Origin of the sequence: Nostoc sp. (assembly GCF_036919615.1) — a bacterium.
In the GTDB taxonomy this organism is placed as follows: domain Bacteria; phylum Cyanobacteriota; class Cyanobacteriia; order Cyanobacteriales; family Nostocaceae; genus Nostoc.
The window spans coordinates 122,876-146,006 of sequence record NZ_JBALCN010000093.1; the positions used below are offsets into that span (position 1 = coordinate 122,876).

General features: G+C 42.8%; 22 protein-coding genes. 11 read left to right on the plus strand and 11 right to left on the minus strand.

From position 1 onward, the window contains the following. Window positions 1–240 precede the first annotated feature (240 nt). The 4 genes from V7K48_RS26845 to V7K48_RS26860 all read left to right on the plus strand — a co-directional run bounded on the left by V7K48_RS26845 (window position 241) and on the right by V7K48_RS26860 (window position 4,078). Entirely contained in the window at window positions 241–444 is a 204-nt protein-coding gene (locus V7K48_RS26845; protein WP_334977204.1) for a hypothetical protein, read from the plus strand. Between the two features lie 381 nt (window positions 445–825). Next, window positions 826–1,680, plus strand: coding sequence for a cyanophycinase (locus tag V7K48_RS26850; RefSeq protein WP_335077021.1), 855 nt, complete (start codon window positions 826–828; stop codon window positions 1,678–1,680). A gap of 346 nt (window positions 1,681–2,026) precedes the next feature. Beyond that, a complete protein-coding gene (locus V7K48_RS26855; RefSeq protein WP_335077023.1) occupies window positions 2,027–2,497 on the plus strand; it encodes an NADAR family protein in 471 nt (156 codons plus the stop codon). Between the two features lie 480 nt (window positions 2,498–2,977). Beyond that, window positions 2,978–4,078 carry a tetratricopeptide repeat protein gene (locus V7K48_RS26860; RefSeq protein ID WP_335077025.1) on the plus strand — a complete coding sequence of 367 codons (1,101 nt, stop codon included), beginning with the start codon at window positions 2,978–2,980 and terminating at the stop codon, window positions 4,076–4,078. A gap of 27 nt (window positions 4,079–4,105) precedes the next feature. Here the strand turns inward: V7K48_RS26860 and V7K48_RS26865 are convergent, their stop codons facing one another. Continuing rightward, window positions 4,106–4,804 (minus strand): phosphoribosyltransferase, encoded by a 699-nt coding sequence (locus tag V7K48_RS26865; RefSeq protein WP_335077027.1) that lies wholly within the window; start codon window positions 4,802–4,804, stop codon window positions 4,106–4,108. A 193-nt stretch (window positions 4,805–4,997) separates the two neighbouring features. On the opposite strand from V7K48_RS26865, the gene V7K48_RS26870 reads away from it, so the two are divergent. From V7K48_RS26870 to V7K48_RS26890, 5 genes are all read left to right on the plus strand, one after another. Then, window positions 4,998–5,678 carry a uracil-DNA glycosylase gene (locus V7K48_RS26870; RefSeq protein ID WP_335077029.1) on the plus strand — a complete coding sequence of 227 codons (681 nt, stop codon included), beginning with the start codon at window positions 4,998–5,000 and terminating at the stop codon, window positions 5,676–5,678. 61 nt (window positions 5,679–5,739) lie between these two features. Continuing rightward, on the plus strand, window positions 5,740–5,976 hold the full coding sequence (locus tag V7K48_RS26875) for a hypothetical protein (protein ID WP_335077031.1): 237 nt from the start codon (window positions 5,740–5,742) through the stop codon (window positions 5,974–5,976). Next, window positions 5,976–6,101, plus strand: coding sequence for a type II toxin-antitoxin system PemK/MazF family toxin (locus tag V7K48_RS26880; RefSeq protein WP_335077033.1), 126 nt, complete (start codon window positions 5,976–5,978; stop codon window positions 6,099–6,101). Before V7K48_RS26875 ends, V7K48_RS26880 begins: the two co-directional genes overlap by 1 nt. 229 nt (window positions 6,102–6,330) lie before the next feature. Then, window positions 6,331–6,516 carry a hypothetical protein gene (locus V7K48_RS26885; RefSeq protein WP_322665592.1) on the plus strand — a complete coding sequence of 62 codons (186 nt, stop codon included), beginning with the start codon at window positions 6,331–6,333 and terminating at the stop codon, window positions 6,514–6,516. Window positions 6,517–6,576: 60 nt separating this feature from the next. After that, entirely contained in the window at window positions 6,577–7,188 is a 612-nt protein-coding gene (locus V7K48_RS26890; RefSeq protein ID WP_335077037.1) for a LexA family protein, read from the plus strand. Window positions 7,189–7,213: 25 nt separating this feature from the next. On the opposite strand, the gene V7K48_RS26895 is transcribed toward V7K48_RS26890, so the two are convergent. The 4 genes from V7K48_RS26895 to hetZ all read right to left on the minus strand — a co-directional run bounded on the left by V7K48_RS26895 (window position 7,214) and on the right by hetZ (window position 12,127). Further along, a complete protein-coding gene (locus V7K48_RS26895) occupies window positions 7,214–9,508 on the minus strand; it encodes a transglutaminase TgpA family protein (RefSeq protein ID WP_335077040.1) in 2,295 nt (764 codons plus the stop codon). Between the two features lie 119 nt (window positions 9,509–9,627). Further along, on the minus strand, window positions 9,628–9,822 hold the full coding sequence (locus tag V7K48_RS26900) for a hypothetical protein (RefSeq protein WP_335077042.1): 195 nt from the start codon (window positions 9,820–9,822) through the stop codon (window positions 9,628–9,630). 129 nt (window positions 9,823–9,951) lie between these two features. Then, the gene (locus V7K48_RS26905) at window positions 9,952–10,929 is read right to left on the minus strand and encodes a PatU (protein WP_335077044.1); all 978 of its coding nucleotides are present in this window, start codon (window positions 10,927–10,929) and stop codon (window positions 9,952–9,954) included. Beyond that, window positions 10,922–12,127: a heterocyst differentiation protein HetZ gene (gene hetZ, locus V7K48_RS26910; protein WP_335077046.1), complete on the minus strand. Its 1,206-nt coding sequence runs from the start codon at window positions 12,125–12,127 to the stop codon at window positions 10,922–10,924. Before hetZ ends, V7K48_RS26905 begins: the two co-directional genes overlap by 8 nt. A 205-nt stretch (window positions 12,128–12,332) precedes the next feature. Here hetZ and V7K48_RS26915 point away from each other — a divergent pair, with 205 nt between their 5' ends. Further along, window positions 12,333–12,806, plus strand: a complete 474-nt coding sequence (locus V7K48_RS26915) for a hypothetical protein (RefSeq protein ID WP_335077048.1) — start codon at window positions 12,333–12,335, stop codon at window positions 12,804–12,806. 414 nt (window positions 12,807–13,220) lie between these two features. Here V7K48_RS26915 and sds read toward each other — a convergent pair whose 3' ends face one another. Beyond that, a complete protein-coding gene (gene sds / locus V7K48_RS26920; protein WP_335077050.1) occupies window positions 13,221–14,192 on the minus strand; it encodes a solanesyl diphosphate synthase in 972 nt (323 codons plus the stop codon). Window positions 14,193–15,138: 946 nt separating this feature from the next. On the opposite strand from sds, the gene V7K48_RS26925 reads away from it, so the two are divergent. Further along, a complete protein-coding gene (locus V7K48_RS26925) occupies window positions 15,139–15,336 on the plus strand; it encodes a hypothetical protein (protein ID WP_335077052.1) in 198 nt (65 codons plus the stop codon). 77 nt (window positions 15,337–15,413) lie between these two features. Here V7K48_RS26925 and murI read toward each other — a convergent pair whose 3' ends face one another. The 5 genes from murI to V7K48_RS26950 form a co-directional block, all read right to left on the minus strand. Continuing rightward, window positions 15,414–16,280, minus strand: coding sequence for a glutamate racemase (murI, locus tag V7K48_RS26930; protein WP_335077174.1), 867 nt, complete (start codon window positions 16,278–16,280; stop codon window positions 15,414–15,416). 129 nt (window positions 16,281–16,409) lie between these two features. Continuing rightward, the gene (locus V7K48_RS26935) at window positions 16,410–18,311 is read right to left on the minus strand and encodes an N-acetylmuramoyl-L-alanine amidase (RefSeq protein ID WP_335077054.1); all 1,902 of its coding nucleotides are present in this window, start codon (window positions 18,309–18,311) and stop codon (window positions 16,410–16,412) included. Between the two features lie 311 nt (window positions 18,312–18,622). Then, on the minus strand, window positions 18,623–20,500 hold the full coding sequence (locus V7K48_RS26940) for an N-acetylmuramoyl-L-alanine amidase (RefSeq protein ID WP_335077056.1): 1,878 nt from the start codon (window positions 20,498–20,500) through the stop codon (window positions 18,623–18,625). A 584-nt stretch (window positions 20,501–21,084) separates the two neighbouring features. After that, entirely contained in the window at window positions 21,085–22,563 is a 1,479-nt protein-coding gene (locus tag V7K48_RS26945) for a cation:proton antiporter (RefSeq protein ID WP_335077058.1), read from the minus strand. An 86-nt stretch (window positions 22,564–22,649) separates the two neighbouring features. Next, window positions 22,650–23,063: an EVE domain-containing protein gene (locus V7K48_RS26950; RefSeq protein WP_335077060.1), complete on the minus strand. Its 414-nt coding sequence runs from the start codon at window positions 23,061–23,063 to the stop codon at window positions 22,650–22,652. Between the last annotated feature and the right edge of the window lie 68 nt (window positions 23,064–23,131).

Below are 23,131 nucleotides of genomic sequence, written 5' to 3' on the forward strand. Positions count from 1 at the left end.
CCAGTTGGGCGGGTTCCCCAACTTGTACTCCTACGGAGAAGCAAACTACGCACAGCGTCTCCCCGTAGGAGTTGCAACTGGTGGGACACGGAGGAATAAGAGTTTGAGAGGTTTTTTGCATAAGCCCTATAACAGTCAATTCATCCTCATGAATAGTCAAAGATATAACCTTTGAATGGTGCAACACCTACCCAATAAGTTGTATAATTAAATTTGCGGTATCGAAAAGACAGCAAAGTTATGAATAGCACACAAGCTGCTCTAAGAGATGAAATTCGAGAACTTGCTGAGGAAGCTTTTCACCAAAAGCTGATATCTGGGCATGGTGACGGGGCAGACATCAATGAGTATCAAATTGTCTACCAAGGCAAACCCAGGCATCTCCCACTAGAACAAGCACGTTTTTTCTTAACTAATTTGCTTTACAGAAGTCGCATTCATTAAGACTTCTCATCAGATATCTAATTGCACTCAGCTAAAGTTAATACCAATTACTTAACAATTGCACGATAAATTTTCAATTGGCAATTAGCAAGATAATCAACAATGCCTCTAGAAAATATCTCTAGAGGCAGTTGACGCCGTGGGTTTTCTTATGTCAGAGAAAATCAATTTTCAGGATAGGTTTTTTTATGTAGTTTTTCTGAAAAATCTCTTGGTATGATTGCGATGTCTAACGACAAGCCGCAACTCTTGGAGACGCATTGGGAATGCATCTACGCAAATTTTAATCCTACTTCTATCAATAAATCTACCAAAGGGATGATTTGATAGTTTTAATTGTCATGGTTTAGTAAAATTTCCTAACTAAAATCAGGGGGCATCATGGTGCAGAGTAATATCAAACGGCAGTTGGTAATTATTGGGGGAGCTGAAGACAAAGATGGAGATTGCCTAATTCTACGAGACTTTGTGCGACGCGCCGGGGGTACGAAGGCGTACATTGTAATTATCACGGCGGCGACAGGATTACCCAAAGAAGTAGGAGAAAATTATATTAGAGTATTTGAGCGCCTGGGAGCCGAGCATGTTCGCATTCTTGATACAGAAACCCGCGAAGATGCATCTTCATCTACTGCATTGGAAGCAATTAATAAAGCAACTGGGGTATTTTTTACTGGAGGAGACCAAGCTCGCATTACCAGCATCCTCAAGGATACCGAAATAGATACGACAATTCATAAACGGTTTTCTGAAGGTATAGTTATCGCAGGCACCAGCGCTGGAGCTGCCATAATGCCAGACGTAATGATTGTGGAAGGCGACTCAGAAACACATCCTCGGATTGAAACTGTTGAAATGGGCCCCGGTCTAGGCTTCTTACCAGGGGTGGTAATCGACCAGCATTTTTCCCAGCGTGGACGCTTGGGACGCTTAATTTCAGCTTTGATACTACAGCCTGCTGTTTTAGGATTTGGTATTGACGAGAATACCGCTATGGTAGTGATAGATAACCAAATTGAAGTGATTGGGCAAGGCGCTGTCACTATTGTTGATGAATCAGAAGCTACATACAACAATATGAACGAAATTTTGAAGGATGAGTCTTTGGCGATTTGTGGAGCAAAGCTTCATATTCTGCCACATGGTTTCAAATTTGATTTGAAAACCCGCCAGCCTATCCTAAATAATCCCTCTGTGGCAAATGTCTCTGTACCTGTTGGTGCAACCAACACTTAACTTTTGGCAAATGCATTTAAATTGAGTAAGTAATTAATACTTGTAGATTAGTGACATGTATTTCTTGAATATCCTCCCAAGTCCTCTCAGAAATAGCGGACATAGCCCCGCTTTTTCAGGAGAAAAGGGGGGATTAATTATTAATATTTTGTTCTTTACTTCAGAAACTGCTACAACTAAGTAAGTAAGCAAGAATTAATCAAACTATATGTGGAACAGCTGATCAATTTCTAAGTAAGTTGGCACAATAAAATCTAACTATGTAAAGAAAAATGGACTAGGCTAAAATCTTTATGCCTATTGCCTGTCACTTATCCCAACGACAATTATTTACGCCGATTTACTTATGACAATCTATTTTTATAGCACTCGTGAAGAATATGGCTGTTTCTCTAACTTTTCACCCCACGGCTTTGGATTAGATGGATTGTATTGGCCAACTAGCGAACACTACTTTCAAGCGCAAAAGTTTGTGGATACACATCATGTAGAACAAATCCGCCGAGTTAAAACACCTAAAGATGCGGCAAGAATGGGGCGGGAGAGAACTCGTCCCCTACGTCAAGATTGGGAACAAGTTAAAGACGATATCATGCGGCAAGCTGTGTTATGTAAATTTCAAACTCATACAGATATTAAAAATATTTTACTTTCCACAGGCAATGCAGAAATTGTTGAAAACTCGCCCATCGATTTTTACTGGGGTTGCGGAGCCGATGGTAGTGGTAAAAACATGTTAGGAAAAATTTTAATGGAACTGCGAGAGATCCTGCACCATATATACAGTGCAGATGTTGATAATAGAAGTATAAAATAATATTGTTGCTATGAATACTTGCATCAGTATCAACTCTTATAATCGAAATTGAAAGAGAGACAGGCAATTAAAGGCGTGAAACTAATATTACTAAGCTCAAACTTCTAGTAGTACATTGCTTTGAAAAAATATTTTTATCTTTTCTAGTTTTAAAGATACTAAAAATACACTCACCTAAACTTTTGAAATGTACATTTTTTTGAGTATGTTAAAAGCAGCAATTATTCACAAAATTGACACTTTGCAGTCTAAAGACACATTTATATTTGAAAATTGCCAATTGGCTAACTAACAACTATAGTTATTACTTTTGATGAGTGGTAATCTGAAAGCCTTGATCAACGATTCAATAGCGAGATAATCGCTTCATTGATAAACTCTCACCCCTGCTTAACCTCTGCTGTGCTAAACCAACCTGATGAAAGATACGTTCTGGTTTTGGGAATACTAGATTTACCACCAGCTTAACAGGAAGGGTTGATGCCTAAAGGCGAATGGAATAACATCTCGAAAAATACACTTCCCCTGCAATTACCCATAACATACTTAAAACCAGTGAAGCGTAATACAATTACCCATGAATTTGACTTTGGTTCACAAGCAGAAATACCACCTCCAGAGGAAAGTGACGACCATTTATCGGAAGCATCCAAGCTACTACGGCAAGGAATTCAACAGCAGCAAGCTGGTGAATTAATAGTGGCGATGAAGTCTTTACAACAATCCTTGGGGCTTTTTCAGGCAGTTGGGGATTTGCAAAAACAGGCACAGGTACTTTCTTTTTTAGGATTGGTAACTTATAGCGCTGGAGACTACAAAGGTGCTATCTCCTACTCCCAACAGTGTATCTCTTTGAGCGAAGACACCTCAGATTTGGCAGTGCAGATGCAAGCACTTTCCCATTTAGGCAATGCATATCGTCACCTGAATAACCCTAAAAAGGCAATTGAGTTTTTAGAAAAATGTTTGAAAATAACGCAGCAACTGCAAGACAAACGGAGTCAAGTGGCGGCACTGAATAATTTGGGGTTGGTGTATAAAGCTTTAGGCAAATTTACACAGGCAATTGAGTATCAGCAGCAAAGCCTAGAAATTGTCCGGGAACTCAAAGATAATTGGGGCGAGGAACAGGTACTCAAGAATTTGGGTAATGCTTGGTATGCTTTGAACAATTACCCAAAAGCGATCGCCTACTATGAGCAATGTGTAGTAATAGCACGTTCCTTAAAAAATGTTCGCAGTGTTTCTCAGGTGCTAAAGAATCTGGGTCATGCTTGTTATGCCTTATATGATTATCCCAAAGCCATTAAGTATTATGAAGAGCGGTTGCAATTAGCCAAAGAAATTCAAGATAAGCGTAGTGAGGAACAGTCTTTAGGTAGTTTAGGAGTTGCTTGTGAAGCTTTGGGTGACTATAACAAAGCAATTACATATTATGAAGAACGTTTGCTATTAGCTAGGAATATCAAAGATCATCGTAGTGAAGAACAAGCTCTTGCCAGCCTGAAAGTCGCTTGCTACGCTTTGGGTGATTATGCCAAAGCTGTACAATACGAGCAGGGAACATCTGCAAATAGTTAAAAAGCAAGACAGGGAAACAATTCAAAATTACTCGCACAGGTCAATTCCCCCAATTGTCTTTTGTTGCTGGAGATATAGGAGAACTTCTAATGTATCTACTTGGGGAAATTGGGCGTAAAAATTACTCACACTCCAGAAGGGTTCCGGTGTTTCCAAGACGATTGTGCGATCGCCCCACTGTTCTAACCAGGGTAGCAATTTTTGTGGCGCCACTGGAGTACATAGCCAAACTGCTGCTGGAGAAAGCGCTTTGAGGGCAGTTGCCGCTACCGCTATTGTCATACCTGTAGCAATACCATCATCAACTAAGATCAGCGTAGCATTCTCGGCATTCACCTGCGGACAAGCAGGAATTAATTGAGCCTCAAGAGACTTAGCTTGGCTGATCGCTTTATTTAAAGCCACTTCCCGCCACCGCGCATCATGTTTAGGGCGAAATAGCTTTTGATCAGTCCAAAGAACATTTCCGGAAGTAGTGACTGCACCAATTGCTAACTCTGGGTTTTTCGGATGGCTAATCTTTTTCGCCACAACAATTGTCAACGGACAATCCAAAAGACGGGCTATTGGTGCTGCTAGTGGTACACCCCCTCTTGGCAAAGCATAAACAATTGGTACAGGCTTTACGCCAGAATCAATAGTTTGCTGAGTCAAAACATCATGAATCACTCGCGCCAATTCCTCACCTGCATGGGTGCGATCGGCGAAAAGTGGGGTATGTGACATGGTTTCTCCCAGCATCTTTAGGACGGCACTGCTTTTATCATGACTGAATTTTGTCTCAAATTAACTGATACAATAAGATTTGTATAAATAATTAAGTATTCAGCAAAAGTCTATTTATTCTGATAAATCTCCGACCAAAGCCGTATTTAACTCAGATAAGACAGCTGGTGCTAATGCCAAAATCCTGATTTTCATGAGCAGCGAAACCCAACTCAGCCTCTTCGACGACTCAACCTTTAATCAACGAGAACTAATTCCCACAGACGCGAAAATTCCGATCGCTCCGGGAACATATTCTGGCATCACGGAGTTGAAACAGGATTGCGATCGCTGCCATCGTTGTGCATTGGGAGACACTCGGACTCATGCTGTTGTCGGACGTGGCAATCTCAAAGCACCAATTATGGTTATAGGGGAAGCGCCTGGTCAAAATGAAGATGAAACGGGTTTACCATTTGTAGGCAGATCAGGGCAGTTGTTGGATAAAATTTTGGCATCTGTAAATCTGACTACTGAGCAGGATGTATACATTGCCAATATCAATAAATGTCGCCCACCAGATAATAGAGTTCCCACTCCAACAGAAGTGGCGGCTTGTCTACCCTACTTACTAGAACAAATTCGCCTAGTTGACCCCAAAATAATTTTGTTAACCGGTGCAACTGCTGTTAAAGGGATCACTGGCGATAAGCGGGGGATTACGAAAATTCGCGGACAGTGGCTGGAGTGGGAAGGGCGTTTATGTATGCCAATTTTTCATCCTTCCTACTTGCTGCGTAACCCTTCTAAAGAAAGAGGTGCGCCGAAATGGTTGATGTGGCAGGATATCCAGGCAGTGCGGGCCAAGTTAGACGAAATCCAAAATAACAGCTAATCTGGTAAACTTCCTCAAAATCTTTACAATTTCAGAGGTAGTAATCACAATAAAGGTAGCAATGAAAACTGCGATTTCGCTTCCAGATTCAATTTTTGAAGAGGCAGAAGCACTAGCTAGACAGTTATGGGTATCTCGTAGTGAACTTTACACAAAAACTTTGAAAGCATATTTGCGGAAATACAACCGAAATCAGATATTGAACCAACTGAATCGAGTTTATTCTGAAGAGTCCTCTGAAGTAGATCCAATATTGGCAAGGTTACAATTTATGTCCTTGCCCTGTGAGGATTGGTAGTGTACCGCAGAGAAATTTGGTGGGCAAATTTACCTGAACCACTCGGTTCAGAACCTAGGCATCGTCGTCCTATTTTGATTGTTCAAGATGAGATTTTTACTCGCCAACAGCTTATAAATCAGTGATTTCAGAGTTTTTACAAAACTAAACATACATGGGTTTTATCGTGCCGACCTACTTAAATCTCCAGATATTTATTGTGTAATTCCTAGATTTGATGTGTTGAGTCGCACTCTTCTACCGTACATAGTACTTTTATAAAAGTTTGATTTCCAGACTTTTTTCAAAATCTACTAGGCAAACTTAGTTCATATGTACTATTTTAATAGTTGTAGATTTTATTATAGGTATATTATGAAAAGCGATCCTAATCAGAGTAAGGAAACAAATTATAACACTGGGCTGAGTGTTATTTTCTCTGAAAAAGCTCTCATTGCATTGTTCCATATCATACTTGCCTTAGGCATTGCTCATCTACAATTTAGCAGTTCACCCAATCAAGAACACCCTGCAAAAGTTTTGCAAGACAAACACAATTAGTAAGGTTTTTCCTAGTGAAATATGAGAAATTGCGAAAACTTGCACAAAGGATGATTGCTTATGCCAAGAGGCGGTTCCAGAAAAGGGTCAGGTCGTAAATATAAATTTGGCGAGCCACTTACAGACATAGGTGTTCCTTCATCAATCAGTAATGACTTGATTGTGGCAATAGAGAACCTTTGGGAAAAGGGAATAAAAGGAAAAGAACTGATAGATATTCTACATTCAGCAAAGTTTCGCAAGGTCAGGAAGTATGATTATCCAGTATCAGCAGGCACACATAGCACATCGAGTGTTGGAGGGGATTCAATGAACATTGATTATGAAGAAATTGATCTCTGTGAAGAACTGATCAATGAATCAAATAAAACGATCATCTTGCCTGTAATGGGAGACTCAATGATAGGTATTGGTATATATCCTGGTGATTGGTTAATTGTTGAACTGATTAATCCTCTATACCAAAAGCCTAAGGAGCAAGAGATTGTTATAGTTTCTGTGGATGATGAGATTTTAGTTAAACGTTATATGAGAGAGAAAGGAGAAGTAGTTTTACTATCGGAGAACAAGAACCACGAGCCAATCAGACGCGCTGAAGGAGCGATTTATATTTCAGGAATTGTGAAAAGTGCTATTAGTCGCAATTTATCAAAAAGATTGCCGAATGGATAATCTTTGTACAGGACTCGTTGATGAATTACTTAGCAGTCTTTTTGAGACGTTGCCAGATTTCCCGCAGTCGCTGTAAGTTAGGCGTATGACCACCATAACGCCAACTAACATAGGCTTGGCTAATCTCATCTATGACCTCAGCAGTTGCTGAGGCATGACGCTGGTATGATCCTCTGGCATACTCTAAAGGTGTTTGTGCTGGATGCTTGCCTAAACCTTTTTGGGTTGTCCATTGCAGCATTTGTTGATAAAGGCTTTCCATTGCTGGCAATTTCTTTAACCATCGATGGTTGCGCCACTCTCGCCACTGGCCCCAACCCAACCAACCTAAAAAAGCTGCTGTAGTTGCCAAGATTAAGCCAGTCAATATCCCAAACCAACCTTGAGAGAATAAAGCTAAAAACCAAGCGATCGCTCTAATTATCCACCTAAATATTGTCCCAAATACATTATTTAACAAACCTGTCACCGGAGAAGGTAACCATCCAGCAACCCACTGCCACAACTGGCGCAACACACTAAAAGTCTGAGTATCTTCAATAGATGGGGGAATCAGGGGATGATTGGGAATGGGGTCAAAGGCAAACCAACCATATTTAGGAAAATACACTTCCGTCATCGCGTATGCGTCAGTATTACGGACAACATACAGCCCTGTAAATGGATTAAATTCTCCTGCACTAAACCCTGCTACCAATCGCGCTGGGATGCCAATGGAACGCAGCATCACCGTGAGAACTGTTGAAAAGTGGTCTGGATAACCTCCCTTTTGCTTAAACAAAAAAGCTTCAACCAAGTCTTCTTTTTCACTCAAATAAGGCAATCCTAAAGGATTTTGAGGAATAGAGTAGCGTTGCTTCAGGTATTGAGCTAAGTAGAGAGCCTTTTCATAAGGTGAATCAAGGCTTTTAGAAGACTTTGTGACTCCTTCTTGATTGTAGTTAGCGAGAATTTCTTCGGTGCGTTGCCGGACTTTTTCGGCAATTTCGGGAGGAATTTGCAGATAATGCTTTTTAATATGTTGGGGATAATTAGTAGAAGCTTGACCCAGCAAAGTGCGATCACGGGATGGTACTGCGGAAATTACTGTGTAGGTGAGTCCTTGTGATAATTCCACAGGCGATCGCAATCCGTCTTCTGTATCAACAGCGATTATTGATGTGGGAAAATAAACTTCCTTAGGATAAGCCATCGCCGGAATTAGGTTAGGCAAATCTGCCACCACTGTATAAGTTTGTACCACCTCTTGGGTTTTAGTAGTAATCAGAGGTGGGTTAAGAAAAATTTGGTAAGACCAAGGCGCTCGCCTCATGGTCATAACATCTTCATTCCGGGAAATCTCCCATCCCTTACCTGTATAGTGGTCAAATCCTAGTACTCGCCAAAAACCCTCAGCTTGCGATCGCACCCGCATTACAACCTTAGGTTTCATCTCACCCCGCAAATTTTGGTTAATTTGGCTATTAAAACCGTAATAAAAGTTATTATCTACTTTTCCTGGTTGACCAGTTTGGTTTTGTCCCGTACCACTGCCTTGATTATTACCTTTACCTTGGCGGACATAACCGGGATTAATGATACTACGTCCTGTGAAACTGCCTTTTACTTGAATAGCAGAACTTACCGGAAAATTCCGTAACTGATAGCCAGGGAATCTGGGTAAAACAGCAAAAATTGCCAGCCCTAGACCGATAATTAGCAAAAAATTCAGAATTAAAAATTTAAAATTAAGAGTTGAAGAATTCTTCTGATTTAATTTTTCCTTTTGAGTTTTTAATGGCAGCAAACCTAAGCGTGAGCGGTAATCTAATACTAAAGTTGGTAGAGCGATCGCTAAAAATAACAGCAACACAGGTGCAAATGCTAAAGTCTGACTTAGCGTTGCTGCCACACCCAATAAAATCAGTCCGATAACAATCGAATAGCCCAAATTTTTACGGCGGGGTGTATCAAAGCTATGCAGCACCTGAAGTTGAATTAATAATTCTGCCAAACTCAACCGCGTATCATTCAACTCTCCCACTAATCGCCCAAAGAAAGCACCCAGTGTTACTAACATTCCGATGGCGATGCAGAACTTAACTGCAACATTGGAATCGCGGCGACGATAGTAACTCCAAATCGCACCTACCACACTCAGGGGTAACGCCCAAAGACTGAATGAAGTCTCGGCGGCGATATCCGTCGCCACAATTCCCAAAATAACCAACGCTAGCACCAGCACCCGCAAGAAAATTGAATCTTCCACTTCTGTCAAAGGCGACTTCTGCGGATTTTGCCGCCAGAAATTACCTACAGAAAGACGCCAAAACTGATTCATCCTGGATAAGTTAAACATTTCGAGTTTAAGGTGTAGATGCTACGGAAACAATGCTAAGGACGGAACTGGCCGCCCTACTTTCAAGTATTCCCGTTAGGGGAAGTTTTCTTATCCTGTCTTTAAGCGTCTATAAGTGGAAAATTGATGGCTTGGTAAAATAGAGGCGTGGCGAAATCAGCACAACGCAGCGAATTAACTCGTTCCCCAGGCTTTGCTACTACTTGATTTTCCGTAGTCCGCACAGGCTGACTACCCTTCTCTACGAGAGGCTGCGCCAACAGGAACGCCAAGGGCGAACGTTTGTATAGCCACAACTTCCAGTGTTCGGGCTTTTAATCCAAAATTGCAAAGGCAACAAAGCCCCAAGGCAACAGCTAGGGGAATGGTTCTCTTAATATATATCAGCGTTGATCGACGTAGTGTGCTAGCGGTGGTAATTTAGACTAAATCGTTGGACTAATCACAAACAACAATGACTGTTGGTCTATTTCTGGAAACTCAACTTCCAGGGTATAAGTTGGGTTAAGTTGCTCGCAGCCTAACTCTACACTTAAGTATCCCGAAGTCGAAGATGTTGCCATTGCTAAAGTGCCACTACCCCGCAGCGTCAAAGTTCCTTTAACAGGTAACTCAGCCTGAACAAGTAACTTCGTAAGTTTACCTAGAGACTGGTATTCTACTCTGATGTTTAAAGTACCAACACTGGTTAGCCATTGTCTTTCTACCACTGGAGTAGTTGCTGAAAGTGGTAGAGTCAAATTTTCCAGCAGTTGTTTAGCTGCTAGCAACGACAAAGCCATCTGTTGACGTGGTTGTAAATCTGAGTAATCGCTCTGAATATTGGGTATTGTCTCCAGAGTATTTACAGACCGATAGGTGCTTCTTAGCACCAATCCAGCTATATCATTTAATGCTTGAGACTCGTTGGGAAAAAAGTTTTCCACCACCTGAACTAATTTTGCCCCTAGCGGCACTGAAGATGTCACCAATGCCTGACATTGTTCTAGCAATTGCCGGAAAACTCTCTCCGGTAAGGGAAGCGGTAGGTTCAGCTTCGACTGTTGTACCATCCACCCCCAGGTAGGAACGAGTGTCATTGACGGCTCGTCAACAAAATCGGGATAGTCGATTAATTGTGTTTCCCAGGGAAACAACGGTAGGTGGTCTTGGACTTGGATTTGTAACCGACGCTTGAGGACGGCTTGGAAACGATCTTGCACAGTAGGAATTTCTCCCAATTGAAGGGCCTGGGGCGTTCCTCCCAATTTTGGCTCACTGGTTTTTGAAGCAGTGGCTTCGTTGAGGAGGTTCTTTGCCCCGTCATTTTCCTCACATCCCGAGAGTTGCTCGTTATTTTTGACATTATCTGTCAATAACCAATCGAGACACTGGTGTTGTAAGGATTCTGAGTCACTATTCATGAGTAGATGCACCTGATCCGGACACTAATGAGTTACGAATTTCCCAAGCTTGTTCCAGAATTTTAAACCACCGTTTTTGAAGTTGTGCCATTGACAGCCCTAAAGTTTTTGCTATTTTTTCATCGGCTTGTCCTTGTTGCTTCAACTCTAGTAAAGACCGTTGTTTATTGTCCAGCTGCGCTGTGTATACTTGCCATTGCTGGGGAGTTAAGCCCAAATTGGTGTGTAAAGAAGCTTCCAGCCACTCGTGAACTAATTCCCAACGGTGCAACAAAGCAAACCGAATCAAATGATACTTAAAGCGCTGCTGCAAGTAATCTCTCTGACGAGGGGTTAAACCTAAAATCGACTCAATTTCCTGCGCTGATAGATCCTGGAGGCGGAGGGAAAAGTAATCAGCGCAATCAGATTGTTGCCGTTGTTCGAGATAATTCATTAATTCGGTAATCACAACAGAGCGCAAGGTGTCTTCTTCTGGTTCAGGTTCGGCTTGCGTTGCCATTGTGGAGCGCAATTGGTGAACTGCTGGTTCTTCCCAAGAACCATCGGCTTCACTATTGCTGCCTTCTGCGGCTTGTTCTATATCTACGCTGGTTTCTGGGGGCTGCTGTTGGGAAAAAGTTTGCGCCCGCAGGATAATTAGCTGCTGCTGACGGCCTGGTAAGGGAATGCGTCGCTTGCCATAGCGCTCGGTAAATGCCATGTACTCAGACAATTCTAGAAGCGTCTGAGGGCGATAAGTAACACCGAGTTGATTTTCTCGCCGAAAAGCGTTCAATGCTTCTAGATAAAAACTCTGGAGGAAATCTTCAATTATAGTCAGCCGCCCTTGATAGCTCAATTGCCTCTGAGGCGGATTAATGTATCGATAAATAATTGCACTCAGAGTACTGTGTAATTCTACCCTGCCCCGATTTGAACCCAACTGATAGTACCTGAGACACTGTTGCAGCCGATGTCGGGCGAGGGTCATCGCCGAGCTTTCTACAGCGCCGGAAGCTTGGATACGTTTGCTCTCATTACAAATCCGGTAGACTTCGGTGGTGATTCGTGTTGCGACATCGTGGCAATTCTGTTCCGAAGCTTTGGTTGACTGCTGAAACTCCCTGGATAGGAGTTGAAAGATCACCTCCACGCCTATAGAATTTTCTCCCAGAATAGTTGCAGATGGAATAGTTGCGGTTGCGGCTGAATTCATAGTCTCGGTTTTCAAAAGACCCTAACTTACTTAAAGACAACCTGTACGACTGTGGGTATTGGCTTTTTCCGTTTTACGTATAAGCTAAACGCAGACCAATACTACATTTAGGATGTAGCTGATTTTATTATTCCCAACTTTGATGGGATTGTTCACACTTTGATAGATGTTATTGCCATTACCCAGGAGCCGTATACAAGTCATTATGGATTTAGAAGCACAAATTCAATTGCTGATTGACAATGCACCCCGCGATGGGATGACACCACATCTTGTTGCAGCAATTGCTCCTGCCCTTAGAGCGATCGCTCAAAAATTACGTTACTCCCAATACTATATTCTCCAAAATTCAGAGGCAAGCTGGGTTTTAACTACATTGAGCAATCGTGCTAATCCAGGATTGGAAAAGCGTGTGATTTACGCTTTTCCTACCATACAGGATGTCTCTCTAATTCCCCCTGCTGGGCTTGACCCTCAAATGCTAGCTAAAATTATTCCTGTCACCCATATTTTGTTTCAATTGGTGGCATTGGAACCCGTAGATAGTATCGTTTTTTTGGAAACGCCGGGTAAGACCACTCATACCGTTGAAATTCGGCGAGCTGACCTAGAAAAACTCATACAACAACAGTTGCGACAGCAGCGATTGCCGAAACAGATACCCCCTGATATTGCATAGAAAAAATTTGGATGTGGGGTTTTTTAGATACAATCCCACATCCAAAATCTTAAATCTAAAATTCCTTTAAAAAAGTTTTCTAAATCAGGGAGAAAAAAATTTTTTCTTGCCTTTACACCATTCGACTGGCTCAACTCTCGGTGAAACCTAAAATTCATTAAAAAATAGTTATCAGTGAACATTTTTCCGGTTTCAAATTTTATTTTTTGAAGTTCCCTTAAGAACAGGTAAAAAGTTTCACTTAAGGTCTAAATCCCCACTTTCTACCTGGTAAGTAGGTGGATTGAATTAAATATAAAACGCCTTAGTGTGTGTTACGCTAACGCGTTAACACACCATTTCAGGTTTTTAGTGCCTTACGGAAGCCGTGACACACCCTATACCTAAATCCCCACTTTCTAACTGATAACTAATTTAATAGAGGCGACTCAGTGTGTACTCAGCGATGTTAATCAATGCCTGGTGGGATTCTGAGGGTGGGAGAACTGCAAGATGTTCAATTGCCAACTTAGCATGGTGAGCAGCTAACTCTCGCGCCTGCTGTATACCTTGACTATCTTGAATTAGTTCCAGTGCTTGCTCTAAATCTCCTTCTTGAGCAAACACTCGTTCAATCAGCACTTCCAAGGATGGTTTTTCCGCTAAAGCAAATAAAACGGGTGCAGTCAGATTACCACTTTTGAGATCCGACCCCACTGGTTTACCCAAGGTATCTGTTGTACTGGTGAAATCTAGAATGTCGTCAACAATTTGAAATGCTATACCAAAATGACGACCATAGCTATACATATGCTCAACAGTTTCTCGGGAGACTTCACTGAGTAACCCAGCAGCTTTAGAACTATTGGCGATTAATGAAGCTGTTTTGTAATAACTCTTCTGAAGGTAATTTTCAATAGAGATAGTAGCATCAAAACTATTTAGTCCCTGCTGGATCTCCCCAGTAGCCAGATCCATAATCACTTCTGAGAGGAGTTTTACCACCTCCAAATTGTCCAAGTTTGCTAAATACCAGGACGATTGAGCAAAGAGAAAATCTCCTGCTAGTATGGCAATCCGGTTACCGAACAAACTATGAACGGTAGGAACGCCTCGCCGCACGTCTGATTCATCTACCACATCGTCATGTACCAAGCTTGCTGTGTGAATCATTTCCGTAATCTCAGCTAGGCGACGGTGACGTGGCGTAATGTCTTGTTCTAACATTGTTGCCCGCGATATTAGCAGGACAATTGCTGGTCTGATACGCTTTCCCCCAGCTCCGAATAAATGTTCGGCTGCTGCAAACAGAATGGGGTGGCGGTTTCCAACTAGCTGTTTTAGGTTATCTGCTAGTAGTCGCAGGTCTGCTTCCACAGGGGTAAACATGGAGGTGGCTGGGGTCATGGATGGGCGGACTCTGGCTTAGGTTACGAAAGTTTACATATCCTATACTCATTTTAAGATAACGCTGTGCCAGCGCAAAGTTTTCATAAAGTAATCTCATATTCATCAGTCTATCGGTGATAATTAAGGCTGATAGCGTGTTTGTCAATAAGTAATTATGCTTAATATGCTCAATTCCGGTTTGAAAATAACTTAGAAGATGAATTCTCCGTATATGGAAATAGATATCAGCTTAAATTGTTTTAAGTAATTTAGCAATGGATGTTTCACGCCACAGTTCAAAAGCTAATTTAAGCAATATTACTTATTGACAAAATGGATGTAATTTAAATTTATCACCTATTGGTAAGACTAAATTTCTCTAGGATTGAGGTGTTGCTATTCAAAAAATTTGAAATTTAGCAGTCGAGTTGGCTTCAAATTCAAGGTCGTTGTGTTACGCTAAAATATAGGAATTTTAAATTTTTCAGATATTCACACCCCAAAAGTAAGTCATCTACTAGTTGATTTTACGGACTTTGTGATGTGAGTCTAAAATAATTAGTCGTAGCTTAGATTAAGGGAATAATTCCTTTGATTTTTCCTACGCTCCGCGAAACTCCTGGTTTGGAGCTATGCGATATCCCTATGGGAAGCCGCTACACGTCTTTAGCGCACGTTGAGCGCAAGCATTGCTCTTTTGATAGTAGTTTCAGCAAAAACAAAGCAGATCAAGTAGATCGCTGAAAATCGTAGTTTTAAATTGCTGAACGGCAATCTAACTGCTGTGGGATCTATCGTCTGCGAGAAGTCGCATTAAATAATAAATTCTTTGTCCGTAGAGAATTTTATCTCTATAGATAATTTCACCATAGGAAACTACAGCGATCAAGAATGCACTTGGTTGGCTGAGGTTCTACTAATTTTATGGAATTTTATATTCGTTCACAAGGGTGCTAGTAGAACAATGATTTACGGAAGTATGCCTATGATGATTTTTATTTTAGCGTCTGGATATTTGTTCACAGTCTACCTGTTATTAGCACTGGCAAAGCGAACGGGTACAAAGACTGTTCCTACAAGTTTCCCTTCATCTACCGAAGGAAAACCCAAGCAGGAGATATCAGTAAGGAGAAAGGTGACTGAAGTTGTTAATAGTCAATAGTTAGGAGTTAGGAGTTAGGAGTGAGGAGTTATGAATTTAAAACTCCTTACTCCTAACTTCTGATTTTTTAAATAGTTTTATTGGAGTTGGGAAATAGCAGTATCAGTGAAGCAAACCTCTTCAACCATTGGGGTATAGCCTAGCCACTGCACTCCTGATTGAGAAAACTGTTGCGGACAACCGCTGACAGCGAAGCGAGTCGGCAGTGCTAGGTGAGTATTTCTTAAGCCTAATAAGTCTAGCTCTTGGGCGCAAGCTACTACAACATGAACAGCCGGATCAACCAGTTGGACTTGAGAGGGGAGGAGCGATCGCAGTACTGGTGTCAGGTGAGGATAATGGGTACAGCCGTGGACTAAGGTGTCAATTTCTTGCTTTAGTAAAGGCTTTAAGTAGCCTCGTGCTACTTCGGCAGTGTAGGGGTCGTGAATGCGGTTTTGCTCAATCAGTGGCACAAACTCTGGACATCCAACTTGCCAGACTTGGACATCAGGAGCAATTTCGAGTATAGCGTGCTTATAAGCATTACTCTTAGCTGTAGCTGGGGTTGCAATCACGCCAATACGTCTTCCTTGCTGCACCGCAGCTTTTGCACCCGGTAGGATTACTCCCAAAATGGGTATGCTGAATTCTTGACGCACGGTTTCTAAGGCTAGGGCAGAACTGGTGTTGCAAGCCATAATTACCATTTTTACCCGCTGCTGTTGTAGCCAGGTAAGAATTTCACGGGTAAATTGTAAAATTTCTGTTTGTGAACGAATTCCGTAAGGAAGTCGAGCTGTATCCCCAAAGTAAACAATTGATTCATTAGGGAGTTGCCGATATAGTTGTCGCAGTACCGTTAGTCCACCCACACCACTGTCAAAGATGCCAATTGGGGCACGTTGGGGTTCAAGAGGAGAAAAATCTTCAAGATTCCCTTCAAAGATGGAAGATGAATACACAGGCAGATGTTGATTTAGGTTTTTGGATTTCAAATACAGAATTTAGCAGACGATCTCCAAATTGACCACTAAATTCTGTACGTAAAAGAAGTTTAAATACCACCTCTTTAATTAGTAATTTGTACTATATTACCTCTGGTGTAAGTATTTGAGGATGCCACGAGCGATCGCTTCTGCCATCCGATTTTGATACTCTGGTGTTCCTAATCTGGGATTATCCTCGTAACCAGTCATATAGCCTGTTTCCACTAAAATCGAGGGCATAGAGCTTTTCCTGAGAACGTAGAATCTGGCTTTGCGAGTTCCCCGGTTTTTGATAGTACCAATGTCCTGGAGGATGGTATTGCGAACTACTTCAGCCAGAGCATAACCGCTGTCGTAATAATATACTTCTAACCCATTCACATCAGGGCGATTATCAACGGAATTAGCGTGAATGCTGACAAACGCAGTCGCATTGACTCGCTCGGCAATTTCTACCCGTCCCTGAAGTTCTACGAAAAAGTCAGCATCCCGCGTTAGTACAGCTTGTACACCATTTTGCTCTAAAATTGCTGCTACCTTTTTACCAATAGGCAGGATTACATTCTTTTCTAAAAGTCCACCCAGACCAGGAGCGCCTGAGTCTTTTCCACCATGTCCTGGGTCAATCACTACTAGCAATTTACCTCTCTTGACAGAGGGGTGTGGCCGTGACTGGGAGATTGGACCGGGATTATCTGTGGGGTTTGGCAATTGTCCTTGGCTTGGCGATGGCAGGGGAGGTAAGAGAATGGGAGGTGAAATACTACCAGAGCGTTGTAATTGTAAAGCCAAAAGCTGGTCGCCAACCTGGTTGAGTTCCCCAATTTGTACACCAGATGCTGGTTGAACCAAGACGATGACAGTATTGGATTCTTGTGGTTGCAGGCGGACTCGCAGGATAGGGCTATTAGGATTAAAAGCAGGACCGATGACTCTGGGAGCTAACTTAGCATTGTTGATAGTGATGCGGAACAGACCAGAGGTTCTATCCCAGCCTCCTATGGCAGATAAAGTTTGGTCGGCTCTAATCAGCAGTTGTGTGCCATTATTAGCCAGTTCCACAGACTCAATAGTAGCAAGTGAGCTGTTAGCAGGTTGGATGGGACGTGGACTGTTACCTCCAGACAACTGGGCAATGCTACGACTAGGTAGAACCACAAAACCACCTAGACTGCTAGTGGTTGCTCGCCAATTTGGACTATTTTCCTCCACCTGTAACGTCATCCGAACAACAGATGGGCTTGTTTGCAGTTGGGTGAACTGGATACGGTTGACACCATAGCGATTAATCGACAAATCCCGCTGTTCTAGACTTGGTGATAAAGTTGCACCAGCAATGTCGATGTTAATTGCCTTCTGATCGTTGCTACGATTTACTTTAATTTGAGGATTACCACCACTGGTGCGGATGAAAAAACCATCACCTGTGACTTGTAAGTTCTCAATTTGAGTAACCCTGGCGAGAAGCGTTCCGTTTTTAGGTGGATTGACAGGGCCTGTTGTCACCACGTTGTAAATATCTCTTTGAGAGAACACTGGTGGAGATGTTCTCGGTGAAGTTTCTGTTGCTATAGCTTGTTCTTGTTGCCCCCCAGTATTTATTGAGGGTACATTTTCAGCTTCTGGCGTAGGTAATTGCACTGTCCAGCGATCGCCAGTTCTACCAACAAATTGTACTCCCTTGGGGTCTAAAGTATAACCAGGAGTCAATTCAACGACTATGCGCGTTGTTTGTTCGTCAAACTGCCCAACCCGGATCGAACGAATTGCACCACCCACCTGTTGGGTTAGCTGCGGACGCCCAAATGTGGTTCCTGGCAAATCAATTACTAAACGAGTGGGGTTAAAAATTAATTCTGCTTGGGGTTGAACATTCCCTAAAGTATTAATTTCCAGCCTGTTTTGATTGGCATCAAAACGCCAAGATTCAAGTTTCGCGGCCATTGCCGGCGACGATAGCATGAAGATAGTTCCAATAGTACTGGATAGTAACCAGTGTAATTTCACAGTCCTTTCTCCTGATTCACATTCATGGGAGCCGTCAACATCTCAACTTATTGGCAAATCCTCACACCATCACCGCGTACACTTGAGTTTTGTGCTGTTATCAAGACACAGCTAATGGCGTAAAATATAGCACGCTCCTCTGATTTTGCCATGCTATTAGCCCAGATAAATTTGGCTTGCAAAGTATCAGATGAAAATAACAAAGAAGCTACTCCTGACACGCCGCAATAATACTTAAATTTTTTTACTACTAAATTGGATAAAAATGGTAAACATTAGATGTATTTACTCAATAATTTCGACTAAATTACTTATCTTCTCTTTAAATACTGAAGAATGCCACGAGCGATCGCCTCTGCCATTTGATTTTGGTAAGCTGAAGTTCTGAGCCTAGCCATATCCTCTCGACCAGTCATATAACCTGTTTCCACGAGAATGGAGGGCATAGAACTTTTTCTGAGGACATAAAATCTGGCTCGCCGCACTCCCCTGTCTTTGAGAGTACCGATACTTTGGAGAATGCTACTGCGGACAATGCGAGCTAAACCCAGACCGCTGTCGTAATAATAGACTTCCAAGCCATTAACATCCGGACGACTCGCACCTGCTGAATTAGCGTGAATGCTGACAAATACATCAGCATGAGCTCGCTCTGATAATTGCACCCGTCCGGGAAGGGTAACAAAATAGTCAGAATCCCTGGTCATAATTACTTGTACACCATTTTGCTGCAAAATCTCAGCAAGTCTCCTACCAATAGGCAAGATAACATCCTTTTCGCGTGCCCCCCCAATGCCAAGCGCTCCAGAGTCTTTACCGCCATGTCCAGGGTCAACGATAACTACTACTCGCCCATTGGTAACTCGGCGCTGTGGTTGTGATAGAGGCTGGGGATTGGGATTGTTTGGGTCTGGGAATGGGCCACGGTTTGGTGGTGGTAGCCCAGGTAAAGCAAAGGGGGGTCTTCCGGGGAGTGCGACAACTCGCCGAGAGCCTTGTATTGGGACCAAAAGCTGGTCGCCGATTTGCCTGGGTTGCCCAATTTGCACTCCAGTTGCTGGTTGAACTAAGACAATAACAGTGTTGGATTTTTGGGGTTGCAGACGTACCCGGAGAATGGAACTATTGGCAGTAAAAGTAGGGCCTATGACTCTAGGAGCTAACTTGGCGTTGGTAATTGTAACGCGGAACAGACCTGAGGATCTATCCCAGGTTCCCGTGGCAGATAAAGGTTGGTCGCCTCTAATTAGCAGTTGTCTGCCATTATCAGCTAGTTGCACAGACTGAATTGTTGCTGACGAGTTGTTGGCAGATAATCTGCTGGGAAAGGAAACAGGTTCTGACTGGTTGTCCGAATTGTTACTTCCAGGCAATCTGACAACGCGACTAGGTAGAACTACCAAACCACCGCCATTACTATTAGTTGCTTGCCAGTCCGGACTATTTTTATCTACCCGCAAAGTCAAGCGGACACCAGGGGGACGGGTTTGCAATGAAGTGAATTCGACGCGGCTAACACCATGTTTGTTAACAGGTATATTATTCTGTTGTGCCAGACGTGGTGATAAAGATGCGTCAGCAATGTCCATGAAGATGGTAGCGCGATCGCGGCTGCGAATTACCCGAATCGGAGGATTACCACCACTGGTACGAATGAACAACCCATCGCCTGTTACTTGTAAGTGTTCAAGTTGAGTCGCCCCTTGTGTAGTAGTGGCAATCCTTGAAATACCAGGTTGAGGCTTAGAGTCTGGGGTAACAACACTGTAAGCACTTATCGGAGATGAGGCCACTTTATCGATTTCTGGCTTAGGTAATTGCACCGTCCAGCGATCGCCCTTTGTTCCAACAAATTGCACTCGTTTAGGGTCTAAAGTATAACCAGGAGTCAGTTCGATAACTATGCGTGTTGTTTGTTGGTCAAACTGCCCAACACGAATCGAGCGAATTCCATCGCCCACCTGTTGGGTTAGCTGCGGACGCCCAAATGTAGTTCCTGGCAAATCAATTACTAGCCGAGTCGGGTTGAAAATTAGTTGTGCTTGGGGTTGAACATTCCCTAAAGTATTAATTTCCAGCCTGTTTTGATTAGCATCAAAGCGCCAAGATTCAAGTCTCGCGGCCATTGCCGGTGACGATAGCATGAAGATAGTTCCAATAGTGCTGGGTAGTAACCAGTGTAATTTCACAGTCCTTTCTCCTAATTCACGTTCATGGGAGCCATCAATATCTCAACTCATTGGTAAATCATCACACTGTCACCACTTAAACTTGACCTTTGATGCTTTTTTTGATTTTTAAGCTGGTATAAAGACACACTTAAATCAGTTATCTTGGGTCTAAATCCCCATGTGAAACCTCCACCTCTAGAGGTAGGAGACTCTGAATCTCAAGGAAGCTAGAAAACTGATAACTGATAAGCGTTCACAAATAAGTGTTTGTTCTTTGTTTCCATCGATGCACTGATTAAATAATTCCCATTACTGTCAGCTGATCTAGCAAGATTTATGGATGTTACTCCCCAATTAGCTGGAAAATATTTAGATAAAGGCTCACAAGCCAAGGGAGACTGGAAATAAATAACATTCCGAATGCTGGTAGAAATTATAAACAGACGATTATTCTACAATCACACGGGACGGAAATTTGGGGAGAGAAGTTTCCACTGCACAATCACAAAATCTTCAAAGCACGGTGATAGTACTGAATTCAGAGTCCTAAGTTCTGAGCGAAAATCACTCAGAACTCGGTAAGAATTTACCCAAGACTTTGATTAGCGATCGCCAGAATCTGGGGTTACTTCCAAATTGCCACTGTCATTTGATGTCGGCAGCCTCGATGATGGTGGTTCAATTACCAACGAAGTCCCAGAGGAACCGTCTAAAACTAGTTGCTCTGAGCCTACATCCACGGTTTTTGGATCTGGAAATACAAATCGTAACAAAGGAGGAGCTAAAAAGGTTGTCAAGATAACCATCATGATGATTGCTGCCCCTAATGGTTTCGAGAGAGCGCCGCTGGCAGCGCCGACACCAGCAAACACTAATCCAACTTCCCCTCTGGGAATCATCCCCACACCGATCGCTAAACGGTTGATTTCCGGTTGACCAAACACGCTTAAGCCTGTGATTACTTTACCGAGAATGGCTACTGTGATCAGGAAAGTTGCCATAATTAGACCTTCCCGATTGTCGGGAATTGCTGGGTTTAACACTCCCAAATCGGTTTTTGCCCCAACAGTCACAAAGAAAATTGGCACCAGCATATCAGCGATCGGTATGACTTGCGTTTGCAGTTCTTTGCGTTTATCTGTCTCCTCCAGGACTAAACCAGCTGCAAAAGCACCTAGAATTGCTTCTAAATGGATGACGGCGGCAAGGTATGCCATAGCAAAGGCGAAGATAAATGCTGGTATTACCAGTCCACCGCGTGTTTTGAGTTTATCAGCGATCGCCACAAAGGATTTATTGAAAACATTGCCCAGTAAGATTGCTCCCAAAATAAAACCAGTGGCGCTGATAATCAAATAAATGACTTTACTGACATCCACCACACCATCTTTAGCTAGGCTAGCTACTACCGCTAAAACGATGATTCCTAATACGTCGTCAATTACGGCAGCACCGAGAATAATCTGCCCTTCTTTAGAATTGAGTCGTCCCAATTCTGACAGCACCTTGGAAGTCATCCCAATACTAGTGGCAGTCAAAGCCGCCCCGGCAAAAATTGCAGGTATAGCATCGATACCAAACAAAGTCATCAGTCCCACAGTACCAGCGGCAAAGGGTACTGCTACCCCCACCACTGCGACGACAGTGGCTTGGATACCAACTGCCATTAAATCTTTTAGGTTCGACTCCAAGCCGATTTCAAAGAGCAGGATGATCACACCCAATTCTGCCAAAACAGAAACGACCTCGGACTGTGCTGCAAACACTGCTGGAGTGGCTTCGGGCGTTAAACCGGCAGTGATTTGAAGGAAGGACATGATCAAAGAGCTAGAACTGTCTGTGCCACCTTCTGGAAACACCAAAAGGTGGAAAACAGAAATGCCAACGACCACACCACCTACGAGTTCGCCTAAGACAGGCGGAAAACCCACTTGGTTTGATAACTCTCCACCAACTTTGCTGGCGAGATAAATGACTACTAAGCTTAGTAGCACTGCTGCTACTATCATTGAACTGTCTGCGGCTTCTGTTGCGCTGGCCAGCAGAGGAAAAGAGTAGCTGATTGGATCTAACAAATGCATGGGTTCTGTGAAAATCCTTCTCTTTGATTCTGACGCGTTTCTGAAAAACATCTGTCTAGGGAGACGCAATTGGCAGCTTTCAAAGCTTAATTTGTGCCATTTGTCAACTCAATCAAGCGTTGCCAGTAGAGTTCCCAAACCGGGACTACAGACAGTCTCGGAAGTCGCAGCAAGTCAAAGTCTGTGAATTTATTGTCCTGTTTGATTTGGGCTAGGGTGACGGGTTGGTATACTTTTCGTAATGCCCGCACATCTACAACTGCCCGTTTGCTGTCATTGAGTGCTGGATCGATATAGGGTTGACTAACTATCTCTGCTAAACCTGTGACTTGCCGTTCTTTACCTGTGTGATAAATTAACGCCAAGTCACCAAGGAGCATGGTACGTATATGTTTGAGCGCTAGGGAATTGTTGACTCCATCCCAAACTGTACTGCCATCCCGTTCCAAATCAAAGTAAGAATAATTTTCCGGTTCAGTTTTCAGCAGCCAATACGCCATGACAAAATCTCCAAAAAGGCTAGTACCGCAAGGCGGAAGTCAAAAGTCAAAAGTATTATGGAATGGGC

What these genes read in the sequence shown, in the direction of transcription:
- V7K48_RS26845 (WP_334977204.1), top strand. Translation starts at nt 241, where the DNA reads ATGAATAGCACACAAGCTGCTCTAAGAGATGAAATTCGAGAACTTGCT.
- V7K48_RS26850 (WP_335077021.1), top strand. Translation starts at nt 826, where the DNA reads ATGGTGCAGAGTAATATCAAACGGCAGTTGGTAATTATTGGGGGAGCT.
- V7K48_RS26855 (WP_335077023.1), top strand. Translation starts at nt 2,027, where the DNA reads ATGACAATCTATTTTTATAGCACTCGTGAAGAATATGGCTGTTTCTCT.
- V7K48_RS26860 (WP_335077025.1), top strand. Translation starts at nt 2,978, where the DNA reads ATGCCTAAAGGCGAATGGAATAACATCTCGAAAAATACACTTCCCCTG.
- V7K48_RS26865 (WP_335077027.1), bottom strand. Translation starts at nt 4,804, where the DNA reads ATGTCACATACCCCACTTTTCGCCGATCGCACCCATGCAGGTGAGGAA.
- V7K48_RS26870 (WP_335077029.1), top strand. Translation starts at nt 4,998, where the DNA reads ATGAGCAGCGAAACCCAACTCAGCCTCTTCGACGACTCAACCTTTAAT.
- V7K48_RS26875 (WP_335077031.1), top strand. Translation starts at nt 5,740, where the DNA reads ATGAAAACTGCGATTTCGCTTCCAGATTCAATTTTTGAAGAGGCAGAA.
- V7K48_RS26885 (WP_322665592.1), top strand. Translation starts at nt 6,331, where the DNA reads ATGAAAAGCGATCCTAATCAGAGTAAGGAAACAAATTATAACACTGGG.
- V7K48_RS26890 (WP_335077037.1), top strand. Translation starts at nt 6,577, where the DNA reads ATGCCAAGAGGCGGTTCCAGAAAAGGGTCAGGTCGTAAATATAAATTT.
- V7K48_RS26895 (WP_335077040.1), bottom strand. Translation starts at nt 9,508, where the DNA reads ATGAATCAGTTTTGGCGTCTTTCTGTAGGTAATTTCTGGCGGCAAAAT.
- V7K48_RS26905 (WP_335077044.1), bottom strand. Translation starts at nt 10,929, where the DNA reads ATGAATAGTGACTCAGAATCCTTACAACACCAGTGTCTCGATTGGTTA.
- hetZ (WP_335077046.1), bottom strand. Translation starts at nt 12,127, where the DNA reads ATGAATTCAGCCGCAACCGCAACTATTCCATCTGCAACTATTCTGGGA.
- V7K48_RS26915 (WP_335077048.1), top strand. Translation starts at nt 12,333, where the DNA reads ATGGATTTAGAAGCACAAATTCAATTGCTGATTGACAATGCACCCCGC.
- sds (WP_335077050.1), bottom strand. Translation starts at nt 14,192, where the DNA reads ATGACCCCAGCCACCTCCATGTTTACCCCTGTGGAAGCAGACCTGCGA.
- V7K48_RS26925 (WP_335077052.1), top strand. Translation starts at nt 15,139, where the DNA reads ATGATTTACGGAAGTATGCCTATGATGATTTTTATTTTAGCGTCTGGA.
- V7K48_RS26945 (WP_335077058.1), bottom strand. Translation starts at nt 22,563, where the DNA reads ATGCATTTGTTAGATCCAATCAGCTACTCTTTTCCTCTGCTGGCCAGC.
- V7K48_RS26950 (WP_335077060.1), bottom strand. Translation starts at nt 23,063, where the DNA reads ATGGCGTATTGGCTGCTGAAAACTGAACCGGAAAATTATTCTTACTTT.